Here is a 20,383-nt window from a genome sequence, read left to right on the forward strand (position 1 = left end):
CGAAGCGTGTTTACTTGATGTTCCATTCAATTGTAGGAAACAGGTCATGACAGAAGTCACTCTTCGCGGTAATCCGGTTCAGATTGAAGGTACTCTGCCTCAGGCGGGTCAGTCCGCACCGGCATTCAGCCTGGTCAATGGCGATCTGGCCGATACCACGCTGGAAAGCTTTGCCGGCAAGCGCAAGGTGCTGAACATTTTCCCCAGTGTGGATACCCCGACCTGTGCCATGTCGGTTCGCAAGTTCAATACCGAAGCCGCCAAGCTGGAAAACACCGTGATCCTGTGCGTGTCAGCTGACTTGCCGTTTGCCCAGAAGCGTTTCTGCGGTGCGGAAGGCATCGAAAATGTAATCAACCTATCCACGCTGCGTGGTCGCGAGTTTCTGAAAGACTACGGTGTTGCTATCGCGTCCGGCCCCTTGGCGGGTCTTGCCGCACGTGCGGTAGTGATTCTGGATGAAAATAATAAGGTGCTTTATAGCGAACTGGTGCCTGAAATTGGACAGGAGCCCAACTACGAAGCGGCTATTGCAGCGCTGAAATAAGGTAGAAGAAAAGCACTCGGGCCTCGATCAAGGCCCGGGTGCTGATGCATGAAGTCGATGCGCTTCGAGATGTAACAAGGCAAGGCAGAATCCAACGTTCCGTCATACTCTTATGACATTCTGGCGGCAGTGTATTGCTTGCTGCTCCGCACCATTCAATCCTGTATGTAAACAACGCGTAAATCCGCTTGGCCTGATGAAGGCTGCGGCTTACCGTTATCTTTCCGAAACTTATTGCTGTGGCGTTCATGAGCGATTCCCTCAATTCCAAACCTTCTCGCTCCAAATTTCCTTTGTTGATTGCTGTTGTGGTAGTGGCGGTTGGCGCTGTAGCTGCATGGCATTTTCTAGGTAAATCGCCTGAACAGGCAGGGCCTACCGGTCGTAACGCTGCTCAAACTGAGCAGAAAGGGCCGGCTGGAGCCGGACGCCGTGGTTCCATGGCTCCAACAGACATGATCGTGAGCACTGGAAAGGCCGAAAAAACGACGCTTTCGGTTTACCTCAATGCATTGGGCACGGTAACGGCCTACAACACGGTTGAAGTTCATGCCCGTGTCGACGGTCAGTTGGCCAAGGTACTGTTTACTGAAGGGCAGGAGGTGAAGGCCGGGGACGTACTGGCTGTCATCGATCAGCGGCCTTATCAGGCGGCGCTGGCACAAGCCCAGGGCACCTTGCAGGAGAATCAGGCTCAGCTGAAGAATGCACAGATCGATCTGGAGCGTTATCGCCAGCTCTTCAAGGAAGACTCAGTAGCCAAGCAGACACTGGATACACAGCAGGCGCTGGTTGCTCAGTATCAGGGAACCATCAAGAACAGCGAAGCGCAGGTGGCCGATGCCAGACTGAACCTGACCTTTACCGAAGTACGGGCTCCCATCAGCGGCCGGTTGGGTCTTCGTCAGGTGGACGTGGGTAATCTGGTGGCTAGCGGTGACACTACGCCGATCGTAACCATTACCCAAACCAAGCCTATTGCCCTGACATTCAGCCTGCCTGAGGATCAGCTCAGCACGGTGCGTCGCCAGATGGCGACCGGAAAGCCGCTGGCCGTAGAGGCATGGGACCGCGGGCGAAACAGGGTTCTGGCAACGGGTACGCTGGTAACGGTGGACAACCAGATCGATACCAGCACGGGCACGGTCAAGTTCAAGGCTCGCTTCGATAATCAGGATGAGTCGCTGTTTCCCAATCAGTTCGTTAATGTCCGCTTGCATGCGCTGGAGCTGAGCGATGTCATTGTCATTCCGATCTCGGCCATTCAACGTAACGACGAAGGGCCTTACGTTTTCGTCGTTGGCGAAGGCAATAAGGTTGCGACGCGTAAAGTCAGCCTGGGCGAGATACAGGGCGAGCAGGTAGAGGTCCGTTCAGGCCTGGATGCCGGTGAAACTGTTGTGACAGAAGGACTCGACCGCCTGCGTGACGGCCAGACAGTCAAGGTTACTCAGCCTATTACGGAAACTGCGCCCAAGTCAGATCCGGACGCCAATGAGGCCACGTTAGGCGGCGGAGCCGGTGAATGAACCCGTCTCGTCTTTTTATCCTTCGGCCGGTAGCGACCACCTTATTGATGGTCGCTGTTCTGCTGGCCGGTATTATTGCTTACCGGTTGTTGCCTGTAGCCTCGCTGCCAGAAGTTGATTATCCCACCATTCAGGTCAAGACCCTTTATCCGGGAGCCAGCCCTGAAATCATGAACTCAGGCGTGACCGCGCCGTTGGAGTCAGAGTTAGGGGAGATTCCTGGGCTGGAGGAGATGTCTTCCACCAGCTCTGGAGGCGCCTCTGTCATAACGCTGCGGTTCAGTCTGGACAGTAATCTGGATGTGGCGGAGCAGGAAGTACAGGCGGCGATCAACTCCGCCAATAACCTGCTGCCCAACGACCTGCCGCAGCCGCCGATCTTTAGCAAAGTCAATCCGGCCGACACCCCGATTCTGACGTTGGCAGTCACCAGCAGCAGCCTGCCCTTGCCCAAGATTCAGGACTTGGTGGAAACCCGCCTGGCGCAGAAGATCGCTCAGGTCAGTGGCGTTGGTATGGTTAGCCTGTCCGGCGGGCAGCGTCCTGCTGTTCGGATTCAGGCCAATCCTACTGCATTGGCGGCCTATGGTTTGAGTCTGGAAAACCTGCGGACCGCCATCGCTAACAACAACCAGAACGGGCCGAAGGGAAGCTTTGACGGACCGACACGCTCATCGACACTGGACGCGAATGATCAGCTGCAATCAGCCGATGAGTACAAAAACCTCGTCATTGCCTATCAGAACGGTGCGCCTGTACGGCTGAAAGACGTTGCGTTGGCAATCGATGGGGCTGAGAACAACAAGCTGGCTGCCTGGGCCAACGACACTCCTGCAGTCATTCTGAACGTTCAGCGGCAGCCCGGCGCCAATGTCATTCAGGTTGTGGATCAGATCAAGCGGCTACTGCCAACCCTGCAGGAGACCTTGCCGGAAAACCTGGATGTGATGGTGCTGACGGATCGCACAACCACTATCCGGGCATCGGTCCGTGATGTTCAGTTCGAACTGGTGCTGGCCATAGGACTGGTGGTCATGGTGACTTTCCTGTTCCTGCGCAACGTCTCGGCGACGCTGATTCCCAGCGTCGCTGTGCCGTTGTCGTTGGTTGGTACGTTTGGAGTCATGTACCTGGCTGGCTTTTCCATCAACAACCTGTCGTTGATGGCGCTGACGATCGCTACCGGCTTCGTCATTGACGATGCCATCGTCATGGTCGAAAACATTGCCCGCTATCTGGAGGAAGGAGAATCGCCACTTGAGGCTGCACTCAAAGGCTCAAAGCAGGTAGGTTTCACGATCATCTCGCTGACCTTCTCGCTGATCGCCGTACTGATCCCGCTTCTGTTCATGAGTGACATTGCCGGGCGGCTGTTCCGTGAGTTTGCCATTACGCTGGCTGTCTCCATTCTGATTTCCTGCGTGGTTTCGCTGACCCTCACACCGATGCTCAGTGCGAAACTGTTGCGCCATGTGCCGGAAGACAAGCAGAGCGCATTCTCGCGCAAGGCCGGAGCCGTTATCGACGGGATGATCCATCGATACGCTACAGGTTTGCGGTGGGTTCTTCGGCATCAACCGCTGACACTGATAGTTGCCATCGGTACGCTGGTGCTGACCGCGGTGCTTTATCTCTTCATGCCGAAGGGGTTTTTCCCGCTTCAGGACACAGGCCTGATTCAGGGAATTTCCGAAGGCCCGCAAAGCATGTCCTTTGAAGGGATGGCCAAGCGGCAACAGGCGCTGGCGTCGATCATCATGCAGGACCCTGCGGTCGACAGTCTGTCATCGTTTATCGGAGTTGATGGTGATAATCCGACCCTCAATACCGGGCGCATGCTGATCAACTTAAAGCCTCATGATGCCCGAGATGTATCTGCCTCGGAAATCATTACACGCCTTCAAAACCAGATGGCCGATCTGCCTGACATGAAGCTTTATCTGCAGCCGGTACAGGATCTGACGGTGGAAGATCAGGTTAGTCGTACGCAATACCAGTTCCGTCTGGTCGACTCGAGCCTGGAAACGCTCAAGACTTGGGTTCCAAAGCTGGTCGAGCATTTGCAGACGCTACCGCAGCTGACGGAAGTCGCCAGTGACTTGCAATCGCGCGGCCTGCAGGCCTATATCAGCGTTGATCGGGATAACGCGTCTCGGCTAGGCGTCAGCCTGAGCGATGTTGACAGCGCACTGTACAACGCGTTTGGTCAGCGCCTGGTTTCAACTATCTTTACTCAGTCCAACCAGTACCGGGTCGTACTGGAAGTGGGACCGCAGTTCCAGTTGGGACCGCAGGCGCTGACGCAGATCTACGTACCAAGCTCCACAACGACCACTACCAACGGCACGACCACTACAACCAGCGGGCAGGTGCCGCTATCGGCCATTGCCCATGTAGAGGAGCGCAATACCCTTCTGGCGATCAACCATGCCGGGCAGTTACCTGCCGCGACAGTTTCCTTCAACTTGGCCAAGGGTGTATCGCTGGGTGAGGCTGTGGAAGCGATTCGTCAGGCGGAGCAGGATCTCAAAATGCCGGCAACTGTTGATACCCATTTCCAGGGTGCAGCGCTGGCGTTCGAGTCTTCCCTGTCGAGTACGCTACTGCTGATTCTGGCCGCAGTGGTCACCATGTACATTGTGCTGGGAATTCTTTATGAGAGCTTTATCCATCCCGTCACGATTCTATCGACGCTGCCTTCGGCCGGGGTAGGAGCGTTGCTGGCGCTCTGGATTGCCGGGCAGGACATCGGCATGGTGGCCATTATCGGCATCATTCTCCTGATCGGTATCGTTAAGAAGAACGCCATCATGATGATCGACTTTGCCCTTGAAGCTGAGCGGGAAGAGGGTAAAACACCGGAGGAGGCTATCTACCAGGCCTGTCTGCTGCGCTTCCGGCCGATCCTGATGACTACCATGGCTGCCTTGCTGGGCGCCTTGCCATTGATGTTGGCCAGTGGTGCAGGCGCCGAGCTGCGCCAGCCGCTGGGTATTGCGATGGTAGGCGGTCTTCTGGTTAGCCAGCTGCTGACCTTGTTTACCACTCCGGTCATTTACCTGGCGTTTGGCCGGTTAGCCACACGATTCAACCGCTGGCGCTATCGGCATAACCTGGATTTCTCCGGGGAAATCCGATGAATTTTTCGGCACTGTTCATTCGGCGACCGGTTGCGACTTTGTTGTTGACGCTGGCTATCGTGCTATCCGGTTGGCTGTCTTTCGGTTTGCTGCCAGTTGCGCCGCTGCCTCAGGTCGATTTCCCTACTATCGTTGTCAGCGGCACTCTGGCAGGAGCCAGTCCCGAGACCATGGCCTCTTCAGTGGCTACACCTCTGGAACGCTCATTGGGACGTATTTCGGGCATTACTGAAATGACGTCCACCAGCTCTCAGGGCAGTACCACCATCATCATCCAGTTCGATCTGGATAAGAACATCGACGGTGCCGCGCGTGAGGTTCAGGCTGCCATCAATGCGGCGGTGTCTTCGTTGCCCACGGGAATGCCCAGCAATCCGACCTACCGCAAGATCAATCCGGCCGATATGCCCATCATGGTATTGGCGCTCACGTCGGATAAGCTGGACAAGGGCAAGCTTTATGATCTGGCATCCAATACGGTCGCCCTTAAATTGGCCTCGGCCAAAGGGGTCGGTCAGGTCAGCGTAGGCGGCAGTTCGTCGCCTGCCGTGCGGATTGATCTGAACCCGGATGCGCTCAACCATTACGGCCTGTCTCTAGACGATGTTCGTACCGCAATCAATGCGGCCAATTCCAATTCGCCCAAAGGCGCATTTGAGTACGGCGATCTGCATTGGCAAATTGACGCCAATTCCCGGTTGAACAAGGCGAGTGACTATCAACCGCTCATCATTCGTACCCGTAATGGGCAAGTGGCGCGACTGGACGATGTAGCCACCATTACCGATTCAGTCGAAGACACCCGCAACCTTGGTTTCTCCAATAATTCTCCGGCGGTGCTCATTCTGATTTCACGGCAGGCCGGCGCCAATATCATTGAAACCATCGACGGTATCCGGGAGCAGTTGCCAACGCTACAGGAGACATTGGGCAAGGACGTCACGCTGAGCATCATGGATGACCGTAGCCCCGGCATTCGCGATTCGCTGCATGAAGCCGAGTTTACGCTGATCATTTCCATCGCCCTGGTCATTCTGGTGGTATACCTGTTCCTGCGGGACATTCGTGCGACATTGATCCCCAGCATTGCCGTACCAATCTCTCTGGTGGGCACCTTTGCGGTGATGTATCTGTGCGGGTTTTCGCTCAATAACCTGTCGCTCATGGCGTTGATCGTCTGTACCGGGTTTGTGGTCGACGATGCCATTGTGGTGGTGGAGTATATTGCCCGCCGGATCGAAGAGGGCGAGAAGCCTTATCAGGCCGCGTTGTTGGGCGCGCGCGAGGTAGGGTTCACGGTTCTTTCCATGAGCCTGTCGCTGGTAGCGGTCTTTCTGCCGATTCTGTTGCTGACGGGCATTATCGGTCGCTTGTTCCGCGAGTTTGCGGTGACGCTATCGGTTGCCGTTCTGGTGTCGATGGTCGTATCGCTGACGCTCACGCCGATGCTGTGCGCCAGGCTTCTCAGGGCGCACCGGCCCCGCAAGGAAACGGCTGTAGAGCAAAAGACAAGTCGTTTGGTTGCGGCAATGTCCCGGTATTATCGGGCAAGCCTTGCCTGGGCGTTGGATCACTCGTTTCTCATGCTGTTGATTCTGATCGCCACGATTGCGCTCAACTTTTACCTGTATGCCGTAGTACCCAAGGGTTTTCTGCCGGATCAGGATACCGGCCGCCTGCGTGGCTATGCCGTGGCGGATCAGGGAATCTCCTTCAGTGGGATGCAGAGCAAGATGGAGGCTTATCGGAAAGTGCTCATGGCCGATCCGGCGGTCGACAATGTGCTGGGCTTTACCGGAGGTCGAGGGCCTGGCGGCTCATCCACCAATAGCGGGTCGTTTTTCATTACGCTCAAGGATATCTCCCAGCGCGATCCAGTCGAGACCGTCGCCATGCGGCTGCGCAAAGCCGCGGCAGCTCAGGTGCCTGGTGCCAACCTCTTCCTGGTGGCGTCACAAGACTTTCGCGCCGGAGGGCGGGAAGGAAATGGTGCTTATCAATTCACGGTCAAAAGTGACGACCTAGAGCTTTTGCGTACCTGGAATCCACGGATCGAGGCTGCTCTTCGAAAGGTCTCGCAGATCATTTCTGTGAACAGCGATTCGCAGGACAAGGGGGTTGAGCTATCGCTGGACATCGACCGAGACACGGCCAGCCGGTACGGCGTCGACATTCAGATGATTAATGCCGTCTTGAACAACTCGTTCTCGCAGCGGCAAATCTCGACCATGTATGAAGACCGCAACCAGTACCACGTTGTGCTGGGTGTGGGTGATCAGTACAGGCAGAGTGTGGACGTCTTGAGCCAGGTGTATGTGGTCACCAGCGAGGGTAATCGTGTCCCGCTTTCCAGCTTCACTCGTTATCGGTTCAGTAACGCTCCGCTGCGGGTTGCCCATGATGGTCAGTTTGCCGCGTCGACGTTTTCCTTCGATCTCGCGCCTGATGTAAGTATCAGTCAGGCCAGGGATGCGATCCGTGACGCGATCAAACCGTTGAAGCTGCCGATTGGATTACAGACGGCGTTTGCGGGAAATGCCAGCATGGCGCAGCAGTCCCAGAGCGCTATGCCCCTGATTATTGTGGCTGCCCTGGTTGCGGTGTATATCGTGCTGGGTATGTTGTATGAAAGCTATATTCATCCACTGACGATTCTGTCGACGCTGCCTTCGGCGGGCGTTGGAGCTTTGCTGGCGCTGCAGCTCTTCAATACGCCGTTCACCTTGATCGCACTTATTGGCGTAATCCTCCTCATCGGGATCGTCAAGAAGAATGCCATCATGATTGTGGACTCTGCGCTGGATGCCGAGCGGCGTCTGGGGCTGGCGCCTCGCGAGGCGATTTTGGATGGCTGCGTCAGACGTTTCCGACCAATCATGATGACCACGCTGGCTGCAGTGCTTGGCGCCTTGCCCTTGCTTCTGGGCATGGGCGGTGATGCGCCGCTGCGTCGGCCGCTGGGGATCACTATCATTGGTGGCTTGATTGGCAGTCAGTTGCTGACGTTATATACCACTCCCGTTATCTACCTGTATCTGGACCGTCTGCGACACTGGTTTAACCGCCGTTGGGCGGGACGCCGAGCAGGCTCGCGCACGCATGCGCCCATGGAGAAATCATCATGATGTCGTTTTCAGCTCGTCCCCATTACTTGGGACTTGCCCTTGCCTTAGCCGTGGGTGGCTGCACAGTGGGACCAGATTACCAGCGACCCCAGGTCACTACGCCCATCGCATTCAAGCATGCTGAAGGTTGGCAGATGGCCAAGCCCAGCGATGCCACCAAGCGGGGGCAATGGTGGGAGGTGTATGGAGACAGCACCCTTGATGGTCTGATGCAACGCCTGGAGAACTCCAACCAGACACTGGCCCAGTATGAAGCCCAGTATCGCCAGGCACGCGCTCTGGTACGCCAAGCACGCGCCTCCTTCCTTCCCGCGGTAACCGGAAGCGCTGGCGCAACACGCTCGGGGCAGGGCGGTGGAAGCAGTTCGAGTTATCAGTATCAGACGTCAACAGGAACGACCGTCACATTGCCACAAGGCACCAGCAGCGCCACTACTTCCAACAGCTACACCACCAGTCTTGGTGTCAGCTGGGAGCTTGACCTGTGGGGAAGCATTCGCCGCAGCGTGGAATCCCAAACAGGATCGGCGCAAGCCAGCGTGGCCGAGTTGGCCTCTACCAAGTTGAGTCTGCAATCGGAGCTGGCACAGAACTATCTGCAATTGAGGGTTCTGGATGCCCAGCAACGGCTCCTGGATGCTACGGTGCAGGCCTATGAGCGGTCACTACGGGTCACCGAAAACCAGTATCGCGCCGGTATGACTACGCGTTCGGACGTTGCCCAGGCTACGACCCAGCTCAAAAGTACCCAGGCGGATGCCATTGACCTCAAGTACCAGCGTGCGCAGCTGGAAAATGCGATTGCTGTGTTGATTGGTGTCCCGCCATCTGAGTTCAGTCTGGCGGCAGTGGAGACAGTACCGACCGTGCCCGGCATCCCTGCCAGCGTGCCGTCGGAGCTGTTGCAGCGTCGTCCGGATATTGCTCAGGCTGAGCGGCAGGTAATGTCTGCCAATGCCCAGATCGGTGTTGCCAAGGCGGCATATTACCCGACGCTTTCCCTGACAGCCTCGGGCGGTTATCGAAACAGCCAGTGGGGTAATCTGGTCAGCACCCCTAACCGTTATTGGTCCATCGGGCCAGCGTTCGATCTGACATTGTTTGACTTCGGTGCACGCCGTGCACAGGTCGAGCAGGCCGAAGCATCTTATGATCAGACTGTTGCCCAATATCGTCAGGCGGTACTCAACGGTTTCAAGGAGGTCGAGGATTACCTGGTTGAGCTGGACGTTCTTAATCAGGAGTCCGGTGTAAGGCAGGAGGCTCTGGATTCGGCGCGGGAGTCACTGCGTCTGGCAGAAAATCAGTACCGTGCAGGTCTGATCGATTATCTGGACGTAGTAACGCTGCAAACCACGGCATTAAACAACGAACGCACCAACCTGACGCTGTTGGGTAGTCGTCTGGTTACCAGCGTTCAGTTGATTGCTGCAATGGGTGGTGGCTGGGATGCCGTTGAGCTTCAGCAGGATCCGCTCGCCAGGAGTGAGCCGTAACAAGAAAAAGCCCGCGGCCCAAGGAGCAGGGAAAGCCGCGGGCCAGGGCGACATCGTCGCCCCTAACCGAAGGATCAGACGTTGGGGATCTCCCAACCGCCGCCTAGTGATTTATAGATCGCCACAATGCCTTGGTAGAGCTCAACTTCCGCTTGGGCCTGGGCGTCTTCCGCCGCCAGTCGCTCGCGCTCTGCATCCAGCAATACCAGGAAGTCCGACCCGCCTTCGCGGTAGCGGATCGCTGCCTGCTCGGCTGCTGCGCGGCTGGCTTCAGACTGGCGAATCAGTGCAACCAGGCGCTCCTGGCGTTTACCATAGTCGCTAAAGGCATTGGCACTTTCTTCAAGGGCAAGCAGCACTTGCTGTTCATAGTTGGCCAGGGCGCCTTCGGCATCTGCCTTGGCCCCACGCAGGCGTGCGCGAACGCTACCTAAGTCAAAGGCTGGCCAGCTTAAGGTAGGACCCAGGCCCCATGCGCGGGCGGCCGAAGAGCCGATCTCGGAACCCCGCCCCGCGGTGAACCCTAGAAAGCCGCTCAGGCTAACTCGCGGGAAAAGATCTGCAGTAGCTACACCGACATTCGCGGTTGCGGCTGCCAGCTGACGTTCGGCTGCCTGGATATCCGGGCGGCGGCGCAACAGCTCGGCCGGGTCACCAATGGGAAGCGCCTTGGCAATTGCAGGCAATGGCTTGGGTGAAAGGTCAATGCTCATCGCATCAGGCCGTTCGCCTATCAGAGTCGCTATCCGATTCTTTGCCCGCGCCGCTTCTGCCTGGAGTTGCGGCAGAGTCGCCTCGGTGGCCGCAAGGCGCGCATCAGCCCGCAAGACATCCAGCTGGCTGCCTACGCCTGCTTCATCCAGGGTTTGGGTCAATTGCCGGGAGGCCCGCTGATTCTTCAGGTTTTCCTGCGCAATATGTTCGCGCAGCTGGGCACCGCGGAGCGTGCCATACGCATCTACCAATTCTGCAATCAGGCTGACCTGCAGTTGATTGAGTTCTGCCTGCGCGGCGTCTGCCTGAGCATCGCTGGCCTCCAGTTGATGCTGGATCCGGCCGAAGAGATCAATCTCCCAGGCCATATCCAGTCCAAGGTCGTAACGCTCGTTGTTTGTACGCTTATCGGTGAAGCCCGGCTGCTGCGCCTTGCCGATCTCGCTACTGGCGCGACTGGTCACAACAGGAAAGCGGTCATTGGCCGTGTCATCACGCAGGGCACGAGCCGAGCGCAGTCGGGCATAGGCCACGCGAAGCTCCCGGTTGCCGGAAATCGAGCGCGCCACCAGCTGATTAAGGGTGGGGTCCTCGAATTGTTGCCACCACTGTGCCTCGAAACGGGAGTGATCATATTGGCTGCCCGCCGCGGTCTGCAGATGAGCCGGTTCGGTTTGCGGCGCCTGATAAGTCGGACCGACCGCACAGGCACTCAAGGCAAGGGCCAATAGACTGGGAACGAAGATTCTCATGACAGCACCTCCTGTGCGGCGATACGGCGCTCAGCGCGACGCTCGACGAACGCGCGGATCAGCACATAGAACAAGGGGGTCAGCAACAGGCCGAAGAAGGTCACGCCCAGCATGCCGGAGAACACCGCAACGCCCATGGCATGACGCATCTCGGCACCTGCACCGGTAGACGTCACCAGCGGCACCACGCCCATGATGAAGGCAAAGCTGGTCATCAAGATCGGACGTAGACGCAACCGGCATGCTTCCAGTACGGCTGCCACACGGTCCATGCCTTCTTCCTGTTTATCCTTGGCGAATTCCACAATCAGAATTGCGTTTTTGCAGGCCAGGCCAACCAAGACGATCAGGCCGATCTGGGTAAAGATGTTGTTATCACTCCCGGACAGAATGACACCTGTAATAGCGCACAGAAGCGTCATTGGTACGATGAGAATAACGGCAAGCGGCAGGCTCCAGCTTTCGTACTGGGCAGCAAGCACCAGGAAGGCCAGCAGCACGCACAGCGGGAAGACTAGGAAGGCCGTGTTGCCCGACAGGATTTGCTGGTAGGTCAGCTCGGTCCACTCGTAGGTCATGCCATTGGGCAACTCTTCCTTCATGAGTTTTTCCAGCGCGGCCTGTGCCTGGCCCGAGCTGTAACCGGGTGCCGGGGCGCCGTTGATTTCGGCTGTGATAAACCCGTTGTAGTGCATCACGCGGTCGGGACCCGCGCTATCGCTTACCTTCACGAAGGTAGACAGCGGCACCATCTCGCCCAGGTTGTTACGTACCTTCAGCTGGCCGATCTGGTCGGCTTCAAGGCGGAACTGCTGATCGGCTTGTACGTTGACCTGGAAGGTACGGCCAAAGCGGTTGAAGTCGTTGGCATACAGCGAGCCCAGGTAGACCTGTAGCGTATCGAAGATATCGCTGATCGCAACGCCATGAGTTTTGGCTTTCTCACGATCAATATCGGCATCGATTTGCGGAACGTTGACCTGGTAACTGGAGAACAGGCCTGCCAGTTCCGGCACGCTCTGGCTTTTCGCAATGATGTTCTGCGTTTGGGCGAACAGCTCGTTATAGCCCAGATTGCCCCGGTCCTCGATCTGCACGCGGAAGCCGCCAATGCTACCCAGCCCCTGAACTGGCGGAGGCGGGAAGATCGCGATGATCGAATCCTGAATAGAACTGAACTTGCCGTTGAGTGCACCTGCAATCGCGTTGGCTGACAGACTCGGGTCCTTACGTTCTTCGAAGGGCTTGAGTGTCACGAAAACAATGCCGCTGTTGGGGCTGTTGGTAAACCCATTGATGGAGAGTCCCGGGAACGCCACGGTGCTTTCCACGCCCGGATACTTGAGCGCGATATCGGACATCCGCTTGATGACGTCTTCGGTACGATCCAGCGTAGAAGCGTCAGGCAGCTGCGCAAAGGCGACCAGATATTGTTTGTCCTGCTGCGGCACGAAACCTGTAGGCGTGTTCGTCAGCCCAAACACCGTCAGCGCCATCAGACCGGCATAGACCACTAGCGCAATCGAGCCGCGGCGAAGCACACGTGCAACCACGCCTACATAGCCGTGACTGGCGCGTTCGAATATACGGTTGAATGGCGCGAACAGCCAGCTGCCCAGCAGGCGATCCAGCAAGCGCGAAAAACGGTCCTTGGGAGCATCGTGTCCCTTGAGCAGGACGGCTGCCAGTGCAGGGGAGAGCGTAAGCGAGTTGAAGGCTGAGATGACCGTTGAAATAGCAATGGTCAGGGCGAACTGTCGATAGAACTGTCCCGTCAATCCGGAAATAAAGGCGGTGGGTACAAACACAGCGCACAGCACTAGCGCGGTAGCGATGATAGGACCGGTTACTTCCCGCATCGCTCGCTGGGTTGCGGCAACCGGAGAGAGGCCCAGCCCAATGTTCCGTTCGACGTTTTCCACGACCACGATGGCATCGTCCACCACAATCCCAATAGCTAATACCAGCCCGAAAAGGGACAGCGCGTTCAGTGAAAACCCGAACAAGTGCATCAAAGCGAACGTGCCGATCAGCGAAACCGGAACGGCTGCCAGCGGGATGATAGAGGCGCGCCAGGTTTGCAGGAACAGCACCACAACCAGCACAACCAGCACGATGGCTTCAAAAAGGGTATGCACAACCGCTTCGATGGAGCCACGGACGAAGATCGTAGGGTCATAAACGATGGAGTAGTCCATACCCTGAGGGAAGCTCTTCTTCAGGTCAGCCATTCTCGCCCGCACCTGATTGGACAGGTCGATTGCGTTGGAGCCTGGACGCTGGAAGATCGGTATGGCGACGGCTGGTTTGTTGTTCAACAGTGAACGCAGGGCGTACTGGTTCGAACCCAATTCAACGCGCGCAATGTCCCTCACGCGGGTGATTTCACCATTTGCGCCGGCTCGAACGATGATGTTTTCGAACTCTTCCTCATTGACCAGGCGGCCTTGGGTGTTGATGGCCAGCTGGAAGCTGTTCGCGTTGGGCGCGGGCGGGGCGCCCAGAGAGCCTGCCGCAACCTGGCGGTTCTGCTCACGAATGGCATTGACGACATCTGTTGCCGTGAGGCCACGAGAGGCCACCTTGTTCGGGTCAAGCCACACACGCAGGGAATACTCGCCCATGCCGAACAGCTGGACATCACCCACACCGTCCAGGCGGGACAGCTCGTCCTTGATGTTGATCAGCGCATAGTTGGACAGGTACAGCATGTCGTAGCGCTCATCGGGCGAGGTAAGGTGCACCACCATGGCCAGATCCGGTGAGGCCTTGTCAGCGGTAACGCCCAGACGCTGCACTTCTTCAGGCAGCTTGGGCAGGGTACGGGTGACACGGTTCTGCACCTGTACCTGCGCCGTATCCAGATCTGTGCCCAAGGCAAACGTAATGGTCAGGGTCATCTTGCCGTCGGCAGTGGCCTGGGACGACATATAGAGCATGTGCTCGACGCCGTTCATGGCTTGTTCCAGCGGGGCTGCCACGGTCTCGCCGATAACCTTGGGGTTGGCACCCGGGAAGGTGGCGCGAACCACTACCGTGGGCGGCACGACTTCCGGGTATTCACTGATGGGAAGTTGAAAGAGCGAGACGGCTCCGCCGATCAGGATAATCAGCGAGAGAACGGCCGCGAAAATGGGACGCTTGATGAAGAACTGTGAGAAGTTCATCGGACCATTCCTTTGTAAACGCGAGCAACAGGGCACCGTCGCTCTCCTGGTAGAAGAGCGAGGCGCATGGGCTTGGCGGCAGGGTTAGACGGTGTTAACGATGCGTATCGTTGGCAGTCAGCTGAATCGGCTTGTCCGGCAGAGGCAGGCTTTTCGCTACCAGCTCCCGCTGATGCTTGAGTGCAGCCAGGGTGGCCTCGTCAGCCATGGGTACGATCTGAGCGTCTGCCTGGGAGCCCGGCCGGATGCGTTGCAGGCCATTGATGATGACCTTGTCATTGCTGGCCAGACCTGTACGGACGATCCGCAGCCCTTCGATTTTCGGGCCCAGTTCAACCGAGCGGTAATCCACGGTGCCGTCGTCTTTGACTACCAGCACGTATTTTTTGCCCAGATCAGTACCTACAGCCTCATCCTTGATGAGCATCGCGTTATAGGTACCGCTGCCAACCAGCTTCAGCCTTGCATAGAGCCCAGGAGTAAACTGGCCATCAGTGTTTTCGAATACGGCCCGTCCACGAATGGTGCCTGTACGGGGATCAACCTGGTTATCAAGAAAGTTCATCTTGCCTAGGTGAGGGTGGCCGGTTTCGCTGGAAAGTCCCATAAAGACCGGACTGGTTTCGCCCCGCACACCTTGGCGTTTCAAGTTGGAATACTTGAGGAAAACACGTTCATCAGCATCGAAATAGGCATACACCTTGTCGGTGGATACCAGCGTGGTGAGTTGGCTTTCCCCAGCATTTACCAGGTTACCTGCGGTCACCTCGGCCCGGCCAACGCGACCTGTAATGGGGGCGGTAACTTGAGTAAAGCTCAGGTTCAGACGGGCTGCGTCCAGTTCGGCTTGCGTAGCGGCAAGCGTCGCCTTGGCTTCCAATGCTTCGCTGGTGCGGGCATCCGCTACTTCGGCAGAGATCGCATTGCTTGAGCGCAAGCGCTCGCCACGTTGTGCTTCATTCTGAGCCCGATCCAGATGAGCCTTGGCCTGTTGCAGCTGCGCTTCCAGACGCTTCACTTCGGCCTGGAAGGGGCGGGGGTCGATCTGGAAAAGCAGGTCGCCTTTCTTAACCAGGGTGCCTTCCTGAAAGACAACCCGATCGATATAGCCCGAAACGCGCGGACGAATGATGACAGACTCGGGCGCTTCGAGGCGGCCGGTAACCTCATCCCATTCCGTGATCGGTTGTTGAATGACCTGAGCGGCGCTGACCTTGGGCTTTGCTGGTGCTGTGGCCGACGCATCAGGCTTGTTGTCGCAGGCACTGAGCAATAGAACGCTGGCTAATGCCAGAGAAGATCGCCAGAGAGTGGAAGACTGTTCCATGTTCGTTTCCGCCGGGCAAAGTGAGGAAAATTTAAGTACGGCGGAGTCTGGCTCAAGGGTCTGGCACGATCGAATCGAACACTCTGAATTTAACTATCGATCAAAATGATAAAAGCCTTCAAATATATCGATAGCAGACTATCTTTAGCTATGTAATACCAGCCCATTATTATAAACTGTCTGGATCTCCCACAAACATTTGTATACGAGAGCGTAACCAGCGTTCGGCAGGGTCGTTATCGTGCACACCGCTCCAGGCCATGGAGAGTTCAAAGGATTGCACCTCCAGAGGTGGATCTTCGATGCGCAAGCCGCCGTTGGAAGCCAGTACCTGGGCGGTGTAGTCCGGGACGGTGGCGAGCAGATCCGTATTGGTCAGTAGTGTTCCCAGGCCGTTGAACTGGGGGACTGCCAGCACGACGCGCCTCTGCTTGCCCAGCGTCGACAGCGCATCATCGATAAACCCACTCAGGTCGCCGGCAGGCGATACCAGCGCATGAGGGCGAGCACAAAAGTCGTCCAAGGTCAGCGTGCCGGGAATGGAATCGGCCCGAAGCACTTTTGAGCGCGAGCGCCGCAAGGTCTTGCGTTTGGCATTGGCGGGCAGTTCCGAGGTGTAGGCAACGCCTACTGTGATCTCGCCGGAGGCCAGTTGGCTGGAAATGTTCAGGTAGTTGGTTCGGCGTATGACCAAGGCTACTCCGGGTGCCTCTGCGCGAAGGCGCCTGAGCAGGGGCGGCAGCAGGGCAAACTCGACGTCGTCCGACAGTCCTATTCTGAATACGCGATCGGCGCTTGCCGGTTCGAAATTCTGTGCGCGGCTCATGGCCGAGGAGATTGAGTCCAGGGCCGGTGAAAGCAGGCCGAAGATCTCCATGGCACGGGGCGTAGGTTCCATCGTGCGGCCGGTGCGGACCAGCAATGGATCGTCAAACAGGCTGCGCAGACGGGCAAGGGCGGCGCTGATGGCAGGCTGGCCCAGAAAGAGCTTTTCAGCAGCGCGGGTTACGCTCCGCTCCCGCATCAATGTCTCGAACACAATCAACAGGTTGAGGTCTACTCGGCGAAGATCGTTGCGATTCATGGTATGCCCTTAACCGTGGCCATGCATTTGTTCGAGCGCATGAGACTGTAGTGAGTCGAGGGCGGCGTCAAGCCTTGCATCACTGACATTCATGACAACTATCGATACGGGCGGGTAGCGTTGAGGCGCCAGCTTGGATACAGTCCGTAGCCATACGGAATCCACCAAAGAGGTTTGCGATGTCCCGTGTGATTCGCTTTCACCAGTTCGGCAGTGCTGATGTCCTGTGCTGCGAAAACCAACCCACTCCTGAGCCTGGTGCAGGGGAAGTACTGGTGCGTGTACAGGCGCTGGGCGTATGTTGGGGCGACGTGCTCTGGCGGCAGAACCTGGCCGATGAGCCTGCCACGTTGCCGGCTGGGTTTGGTTCTGAGCTGGCGGGTGAGGTTGTGTCCGTGGGCGAGGGCGTCCGCCATTTCCAACCAGGCATGCGAGTGGCCAGCTTTCCTGCCCACTCGATCAACCAGTATCCGGCCAGTGGTGACATGGTGCTGATGCCCCAGCAGGCATTGACCGAATACCCTGACACGCTGACGCCGGCTGAAGCGGCGGTGCATTATGCCGGTCTGCTCCTGGCCTATTTTGCTCTGGTGGATCTGGCTCAACTCAAGGCCGGACAGCAGGTGTTAGTCACCGAAGCCAGCAACTGCGTCGGCCCGGCGGTGGTTCAGCTGGCGGCCGCGTTGGGCGCCCAGGTGATCGCGGCTACCAGCGAGTCGGAAAACCGCGCAATGCTTAAAGGGTTGGGTGCTGTGAAGGTCGTATCGACCGACGAACAGGACTTGGTGCTGGAAGTAGAGCGTTTTACCGAGAGCCGTGGCGTTGAGGTTGTGCTGGATGCGCTATGTGGTCCACAGCTGTCCCGCCTGGGTGATATTGCCGCGACACGGGGCAAGCTGATCATTTACGGCATGGGTGGTGGTAACGAGGCGTCCTTTCCGGCCTGCGCTGCGTTCAAGAAACACCTGCAGATTTTTCGGCATAGCGTCCTGGATTTTACAGGCCATCCAGAGCTTGGTCTGGAGCCCCATGCCGAGGCGGTACAGCGCGCGCTGACGGTGATTAATCAAATGACCCGGGATGGTCTGCTCAAGCCCGTCGTTGCGCATACGTTGCCGTTTGACCAGTTTGTGGAAGCCCATCGGCTCGTAGAAAACGAATGCCTCAAGGGGCGGGTCGTCTTGACCGTTGAGTAAGTAGACGGGCAGTGCGCCTGCAGTGCATTGCCCGACACGCCTGAATTCTTTCCCCCCCCCCCGTCTGTGCTGCAGCCGAGTCAACCGTTCGGCTGCTTGCAACTTATCTCCATCAATAGCCTGAACTTTTCCCTTAGGCGTCGGCTCAGTATTTCATACCTATTGGGCTCAGCGCGGTAGAGGTTATGACCCTCTGCCGCACCCGCCACAAGGCATCGAAGGATGTTCCGATCGCCGGAAGCTGGGCATGAGCCAGCCAACAGCACTTTAAGGAGTCAGGCTCGATGTCGAATACCGATCTCCCCGGTTCACTCGCGTATCTACCTTATGACCCGGAAACGGCGTCGCAAACACCAAGAATTGCCATCGAGTCGGTCAGCCCGACAGTGGATAACGGACAATTCGCTGCCAAGGGCATCGCCGGCCAGCCCATCACCGTAAAGGCCACCATTTTCGCAGACGGGCACGACAAGCTGGCCGCCTGCGTACTGTGGCGCGTGGAAGGTGCTGAAGACTGGCAGCGAGTACCGCTGGAGCTTCAAACCAATGACCTGTGGCTGTGCGAGTTCACGCCGGTACAGGTGGCTCGACATGAATTTGTCGTTCAAGCGTGGTGGGATGTGTACGGCAGTTACCGCTACGAGCTTGAAAAGAAATATGGCGCTGGTGTGCCGATCGGACTTGAGTTGCAGGAAGGACGCATCCATCTGGAACAGGCCCTGACTCGTGCGGATGACGAGGTGCGGCCCGGTCTAGAATCCTTGCTGGCACGGTTCGATCAGTGCGCTACCGAAGGTGACAAGGTGGCTTTGTTGCTTAGCTCGGAAACTGAGCGCAACATGCGCGACGCCGATGCCTATCCGCATCTGACTCACAGTGTCGAGTACCCGTTGGATATTGAGCGCCTCAAGGCACAATTCGCCAGCTGGTATGAACTCTTTCCCCGCTCGATCACTAATGACCCGCAGCGTCATGGCACCTTTCGCGATGTGATCGGTGAGCTGCCGCGTGTACGTGACATGGGCTTCGACGTCCTGTACTTCCCACCGATCCATCCGATCGGGCTTGCCCACCGCAAGGGCAAGAACAATACCCTGGGTGCGGGCCCTGATCAGCCTGGCAGCCCTTATGCCATTGGTAGCCCCGATGGCGGCCATGATGCCGTACATCCGCAACTCGGAACGCTTGAAGATTTCCGTGAGCTGGTTGCCGCAGCGGCTGACCATGGTCTTGAAATCGCACTCGACTTTGCCATCCAATGCTCACCTGATCATCCCTGGCTCAAGGAGCATCCGGGCTGGTTCTCCTGGCGTCCTGATGGCTCCATGCGTTACGCGGAAAACCCGCCCAAAAAGTACCAGGACATCGTCAACGTCGATTTTTATGCCAAGGATTCCGTCCCGGACCTCTGGCTCGCGCTGCGTGATGTGGTCTGGCATTGGGTGGAGCAGGGCGTCAAGATTTTCCGGGTCGATAACCCCCATACCAAGCCATTGCCGTTCTGGGAATGGCTGATTGCGGATATCCGTGGCCGTGACCCAGAAGTCATGTTCCTGGCCGAGGCCTTTACCAAGCCAGCGATGATGGCGCGTTTGGGCAAAGTTGGATATTCGCAGAGCTATACCTATTTTACCTGGCGCAATACAAAGGCTGAGCTGACGGAATATTTCACACAGCTCAATAGTTCGCCCTGGCGTGAATGCTATCGCCCCAACTTCTTCGTCAACACGCCGGACATCAATCCGGTTTTCCTACAGACCAGTGGGCGTCCAGGGTTTTTGATTCGCGCAGCGCTGGCCACCATGGGGTCGGGCCTGTGGGGCATGTATTCAGGTTTTGAGTTGTGTGAAGGCACGCCGCTAACGCCCGGCAAGGAAGAGTATCTGGATTCCGAGAAGTACGAGTTGCGCCCCCGCAACTGGTATGCGCCGGGCAACATCATGGCGGAAGTTGCACAGCTCAACCGGATCCGCAAGCAGAACCCGGCTCTCCAGACACATCTGGGGATCAAGTTTTACAACGTGTTCAATGACAACATCATCCTGTTCGGCAAGTACACGCCTGATCTCAGCAATTTCGTACTCGTGGCAATCAATCTTGATCCCCATAACGCCCAGGAAGGCCACTTTGAACTCCCCTTGTGGGAATTCGGACTCGACGACAATGCATCCATGCATGGCGAAGACCTCATGACCGGCCACCGCTGGACATGGCACGGGAAAACACAATGGACGCGTCTCGATCCTTCCATGCCATTTGGCATATGGCGTATCCGCCCGGCCATCTAGGCCAAAGGAAGACTATAA

General features: G+C 57.3%; 11 protein-coding genes. 7 read left to right on the forward strand and 4 right to left on the reverse strand.

Annotation, left to right across the window (positions count from 1 at the left end; translation table 11 throughout):
• Positions 1-46 precede the first annotated feature (46 nt).
• The 5 genes from tpx (at position 47) to JQR86_RS09115 (ending at position 9,837) form a co-directional block, all read left to right on the forward strand.
• On the forward strand, positions 47-547 hold the full coding sequence (gene tpx, locus JQR86_RS09095) for a thiol peroxidase (protein ID WP_010798387.1): 501 nt from the start codon (positions 47-49) through the stop codon (positions 545-547).
• A gap of 248 nt (positions 548-795) precedes the next feature.
• Positions 796-2,076, forward strand: coding sequence for an MdtA/MuxA family multidrug efflux RND transporter periplasmic adaptor subunit (locus JQR86_RS09100; protein WP_407361849.1), 1,281 nt, complete (start codon positions 796-798; stop codon positions 2,074-2,076).
• Positions 2,073-5,216 (forward strand): MdtB/MuxB family multidrug efflux RND transporter permease subunit, encoded by a 3,144-nt coding sequence (locus JQR86_RS09105; RefSeq protein WP_434154731.1) that lies wholly within the window; start codon positions 2,073-2,075, stop codon positions 5,214-5,216. Before JQR86_RS09100 ends, JQR86_RS09105 begins: the two co-directional genes overlap by 4 nt.
• Positions 5,213-8,341: a multidrug efflux RND transporter permease subunit gene (locus JQR86_RS09110; RefSeq protein ID WP_407361847.1), complete on the forward strand. Its 3,129-nt coding sequence runs from the start codon at positions 5,213-5,215 to the stop codon at positions 8,339-8,341. Before JQR86_RS09105 ends, JQR86_RS09110 begins: the two co-directional genes overlap by 4 nt.
• Positions 8,338-9,837 carry an efflux transporter outer membrane subunit gene (locus JQR86_RS09115; protein WP_407361846.1) on the forward strand — a complete coding sequence of 500 codons (1,500 nt, stop codon included), beginning with the start codon at positions 8,338-8,340 and terminating at the stop codon, positions 9,835-9,837. Before JQR86_RS09110 ends, JQR86_RS09115 begins: the two co-directional genes overlap by 4 nt.
• 74 nt (positions 9,838-9,911) lie before the next feature.
• Here the strand turns inward: JQR86_RS09115 and JQR86_RS09120 are convergent, their stop codons facing one another.
• The 4 genes from JQR86_RS09120 to JQR86_RS09135 form a co-directional block, all read right to left on the reverse strand.
• Positions 9,912-11,303 carry an efflux transporter outer membrane subunit gene (locus tag JQR86_RS09120; protein WP_019365600.1) on the reverse strand — a complete coding sequence of 464 codons (1,392 nt, stop codon included), beginning with the start codon at positions 11,301-11,303 and terminating at the stop codon, positions 9,912-9,914.
• Positions 11,300-14,470: an efflux RND transporter permease subunit gene (locus tag JQR86_RS09125; RefSeq protein ID WP_407361845.1), complete on the reverse strand. Its 3,171-nt coding sequence runs from the start codon at positions 14,468-14,470 to the stop codon at positions 11,300-11,302. Before JQR86_RS09125 ends, JQR86_RS09120 begins: the two co-directional genes overlap by 4 nt.
• A gap of 94 nt (positions 14,471-14,564) precedes the next feature.
• Positions 14,565-15,797, reverse strand: coding sequence for a multidrug efflux RND transporter periplasmic adaptor subunit MexE (gene mexE, locus JQR86_RS09130; RefSeq protein ID WP_407361844.1), 1,233 nt, complete (start codon positions 15,795-15,797; stop codon positions 14,565-14,567).
• Between the two features lie 169 nt (positions 15,798-15,966).
• On the reverse strand, positions 15,967-16,881 hold the full coding sequence (locus JQR86_RS09135) for a LysR family transcriptional regulator (protein ID WP_010798379.1): 915 nt from the start codon (positions 16,879-16,881) through the stop codon (positions 15,967-15,969).
• A 179-nt stretch (positions 16,882-17,060) separates the two neighbouring features.
• Between JQR86_RS09135 and JQR86_RS09140 the strand changes: the two genes are divergently transcribed.
• Together JQR86_RS09140 and JQR86_RS09145 are read left to right on the forward strand one after the other, a co-directional pair.
• Entirely contained in the window at positions 17,061-18,077 is a 1,017-nt protein-coding gene (locus JQR86_RS09140) for a zinc-dependent alcohol dehydrogenase family protein (RefSeq protein WP_219652680.1), read from the forward strand.
• A gap of 284 nt (positions 18,078-18,361) precedes the next feature.
• Positions 18,362-20,365: an alpha-1,4-glucan--maltose-1-phosphate maltosyltransferase gene (locus tag JQR86_RS09145; RefSeq protein ID WP_010798377.1), complete on the forward strand. Its 2,004-nt coding sequence runs from the start codon at positions 18,362-18,364 to the stop codon at positions 20,363-20,365.
• The last annotated feature ends 18 nt before the right edge of the window (positions 20,366-20,383 follow it).

Origin of the sequence: Pseudomonas sp. JZ134 (genome assembly GCF_051027695.1) — a bacterium.
In the GTDB taxonomy this organism is placed as follows: domain Bacteria; phylum Pseudomonadota; class Gammaproteobacteria; order Pseudomonadales; family Pseudomonadaceae; genus Chryseomonas; species Chryseomonas luteola.

What these genes read in the sequence shown, in the direction of transcription:
- JQR86_RS09140 (WP_219652680.1), top strand. Translation starts at nt 17,061, where the DNA reads ATGTCCCGTGTGATTCGCTTTCACCAGTTCGGCAGTGCTGATGTCCTG.
- JQR86_RS09145 (WP_010798377.1), top strand. Translation starts at nt 18,362, where the DNA reads ATGTCGAATACCGATCTCCCCGGTTCACTCGCGTATCTACCTTATGAC.
- JQR86_RS09135 (WP_010798379.1), bottom strand. Translation starts at nt 16,881, where the DNA reads ATGAATCGCAACGATCTTCGCCGAGTAGACCTCAACCTGTTGATTGTG.
- JQR86_RS09115 (WP_407361846.1), top strand. Translation starts at nt 8,338, where the DNA reads ATGATGTCGTTTTCAGCTCGTCCCCATTACTTGGGACTTGCCCTTGCC.
- mexE (WP_407361844.1), bottom strand. Translation starts at nt 15,797, where the DNA reads ATGGAACAGTCTTCCACTCTCTGGCGATCTTCTCTGGCATTAGCCAGC.
- JQR86_RS09120 (WP_019365600.1), bottom strand. Translation starts at nt 11,303, where the DNA reads ATGAGAATCTTCGTTCCCAGTCTATTGGCCCTTGCCTTGAGTGCCTGT.
- JQR86_RS09105 (WP_434154731.1), top strand. Translation starts at nt 2,073, where the DNA reads ATGAACCCGTCTCGTCTTTTTATCCTTCGGCCGGTAGCGACCACCTTA.
- JQR86_RS09125 (WP_407361845.1), bottom strand. Translation starts at nt 14,470, where the DNA reads ATGAACTTCTCACAGTTCTTCATCAAGCGTCCCATTTTCGCGGCCGTT.
- JQR86_RS09100 (WP_407361849.1), top strand. Translation starts at nt 796, where the DNA reads ATGAGCGATTCCCTCAATTCCAAACCTTCTCGCTCCAAATTTCCTTTG.
- JQR86_RS09110 (WP_407361847.1), top strand. Translation starts at nt 5,213, where the DNA reads ATGAATTTTTCGGCACTGTTCATTCGGCGACCGGTTGCGACTTTGTTG.
- tpx (WP_010798387.1), top strand. Translation starts at nt 47, where the DNA reads ATGACAGAAGTCACTCTTCGCGGTAATCCGGTTCAGATTGAAGGTACT.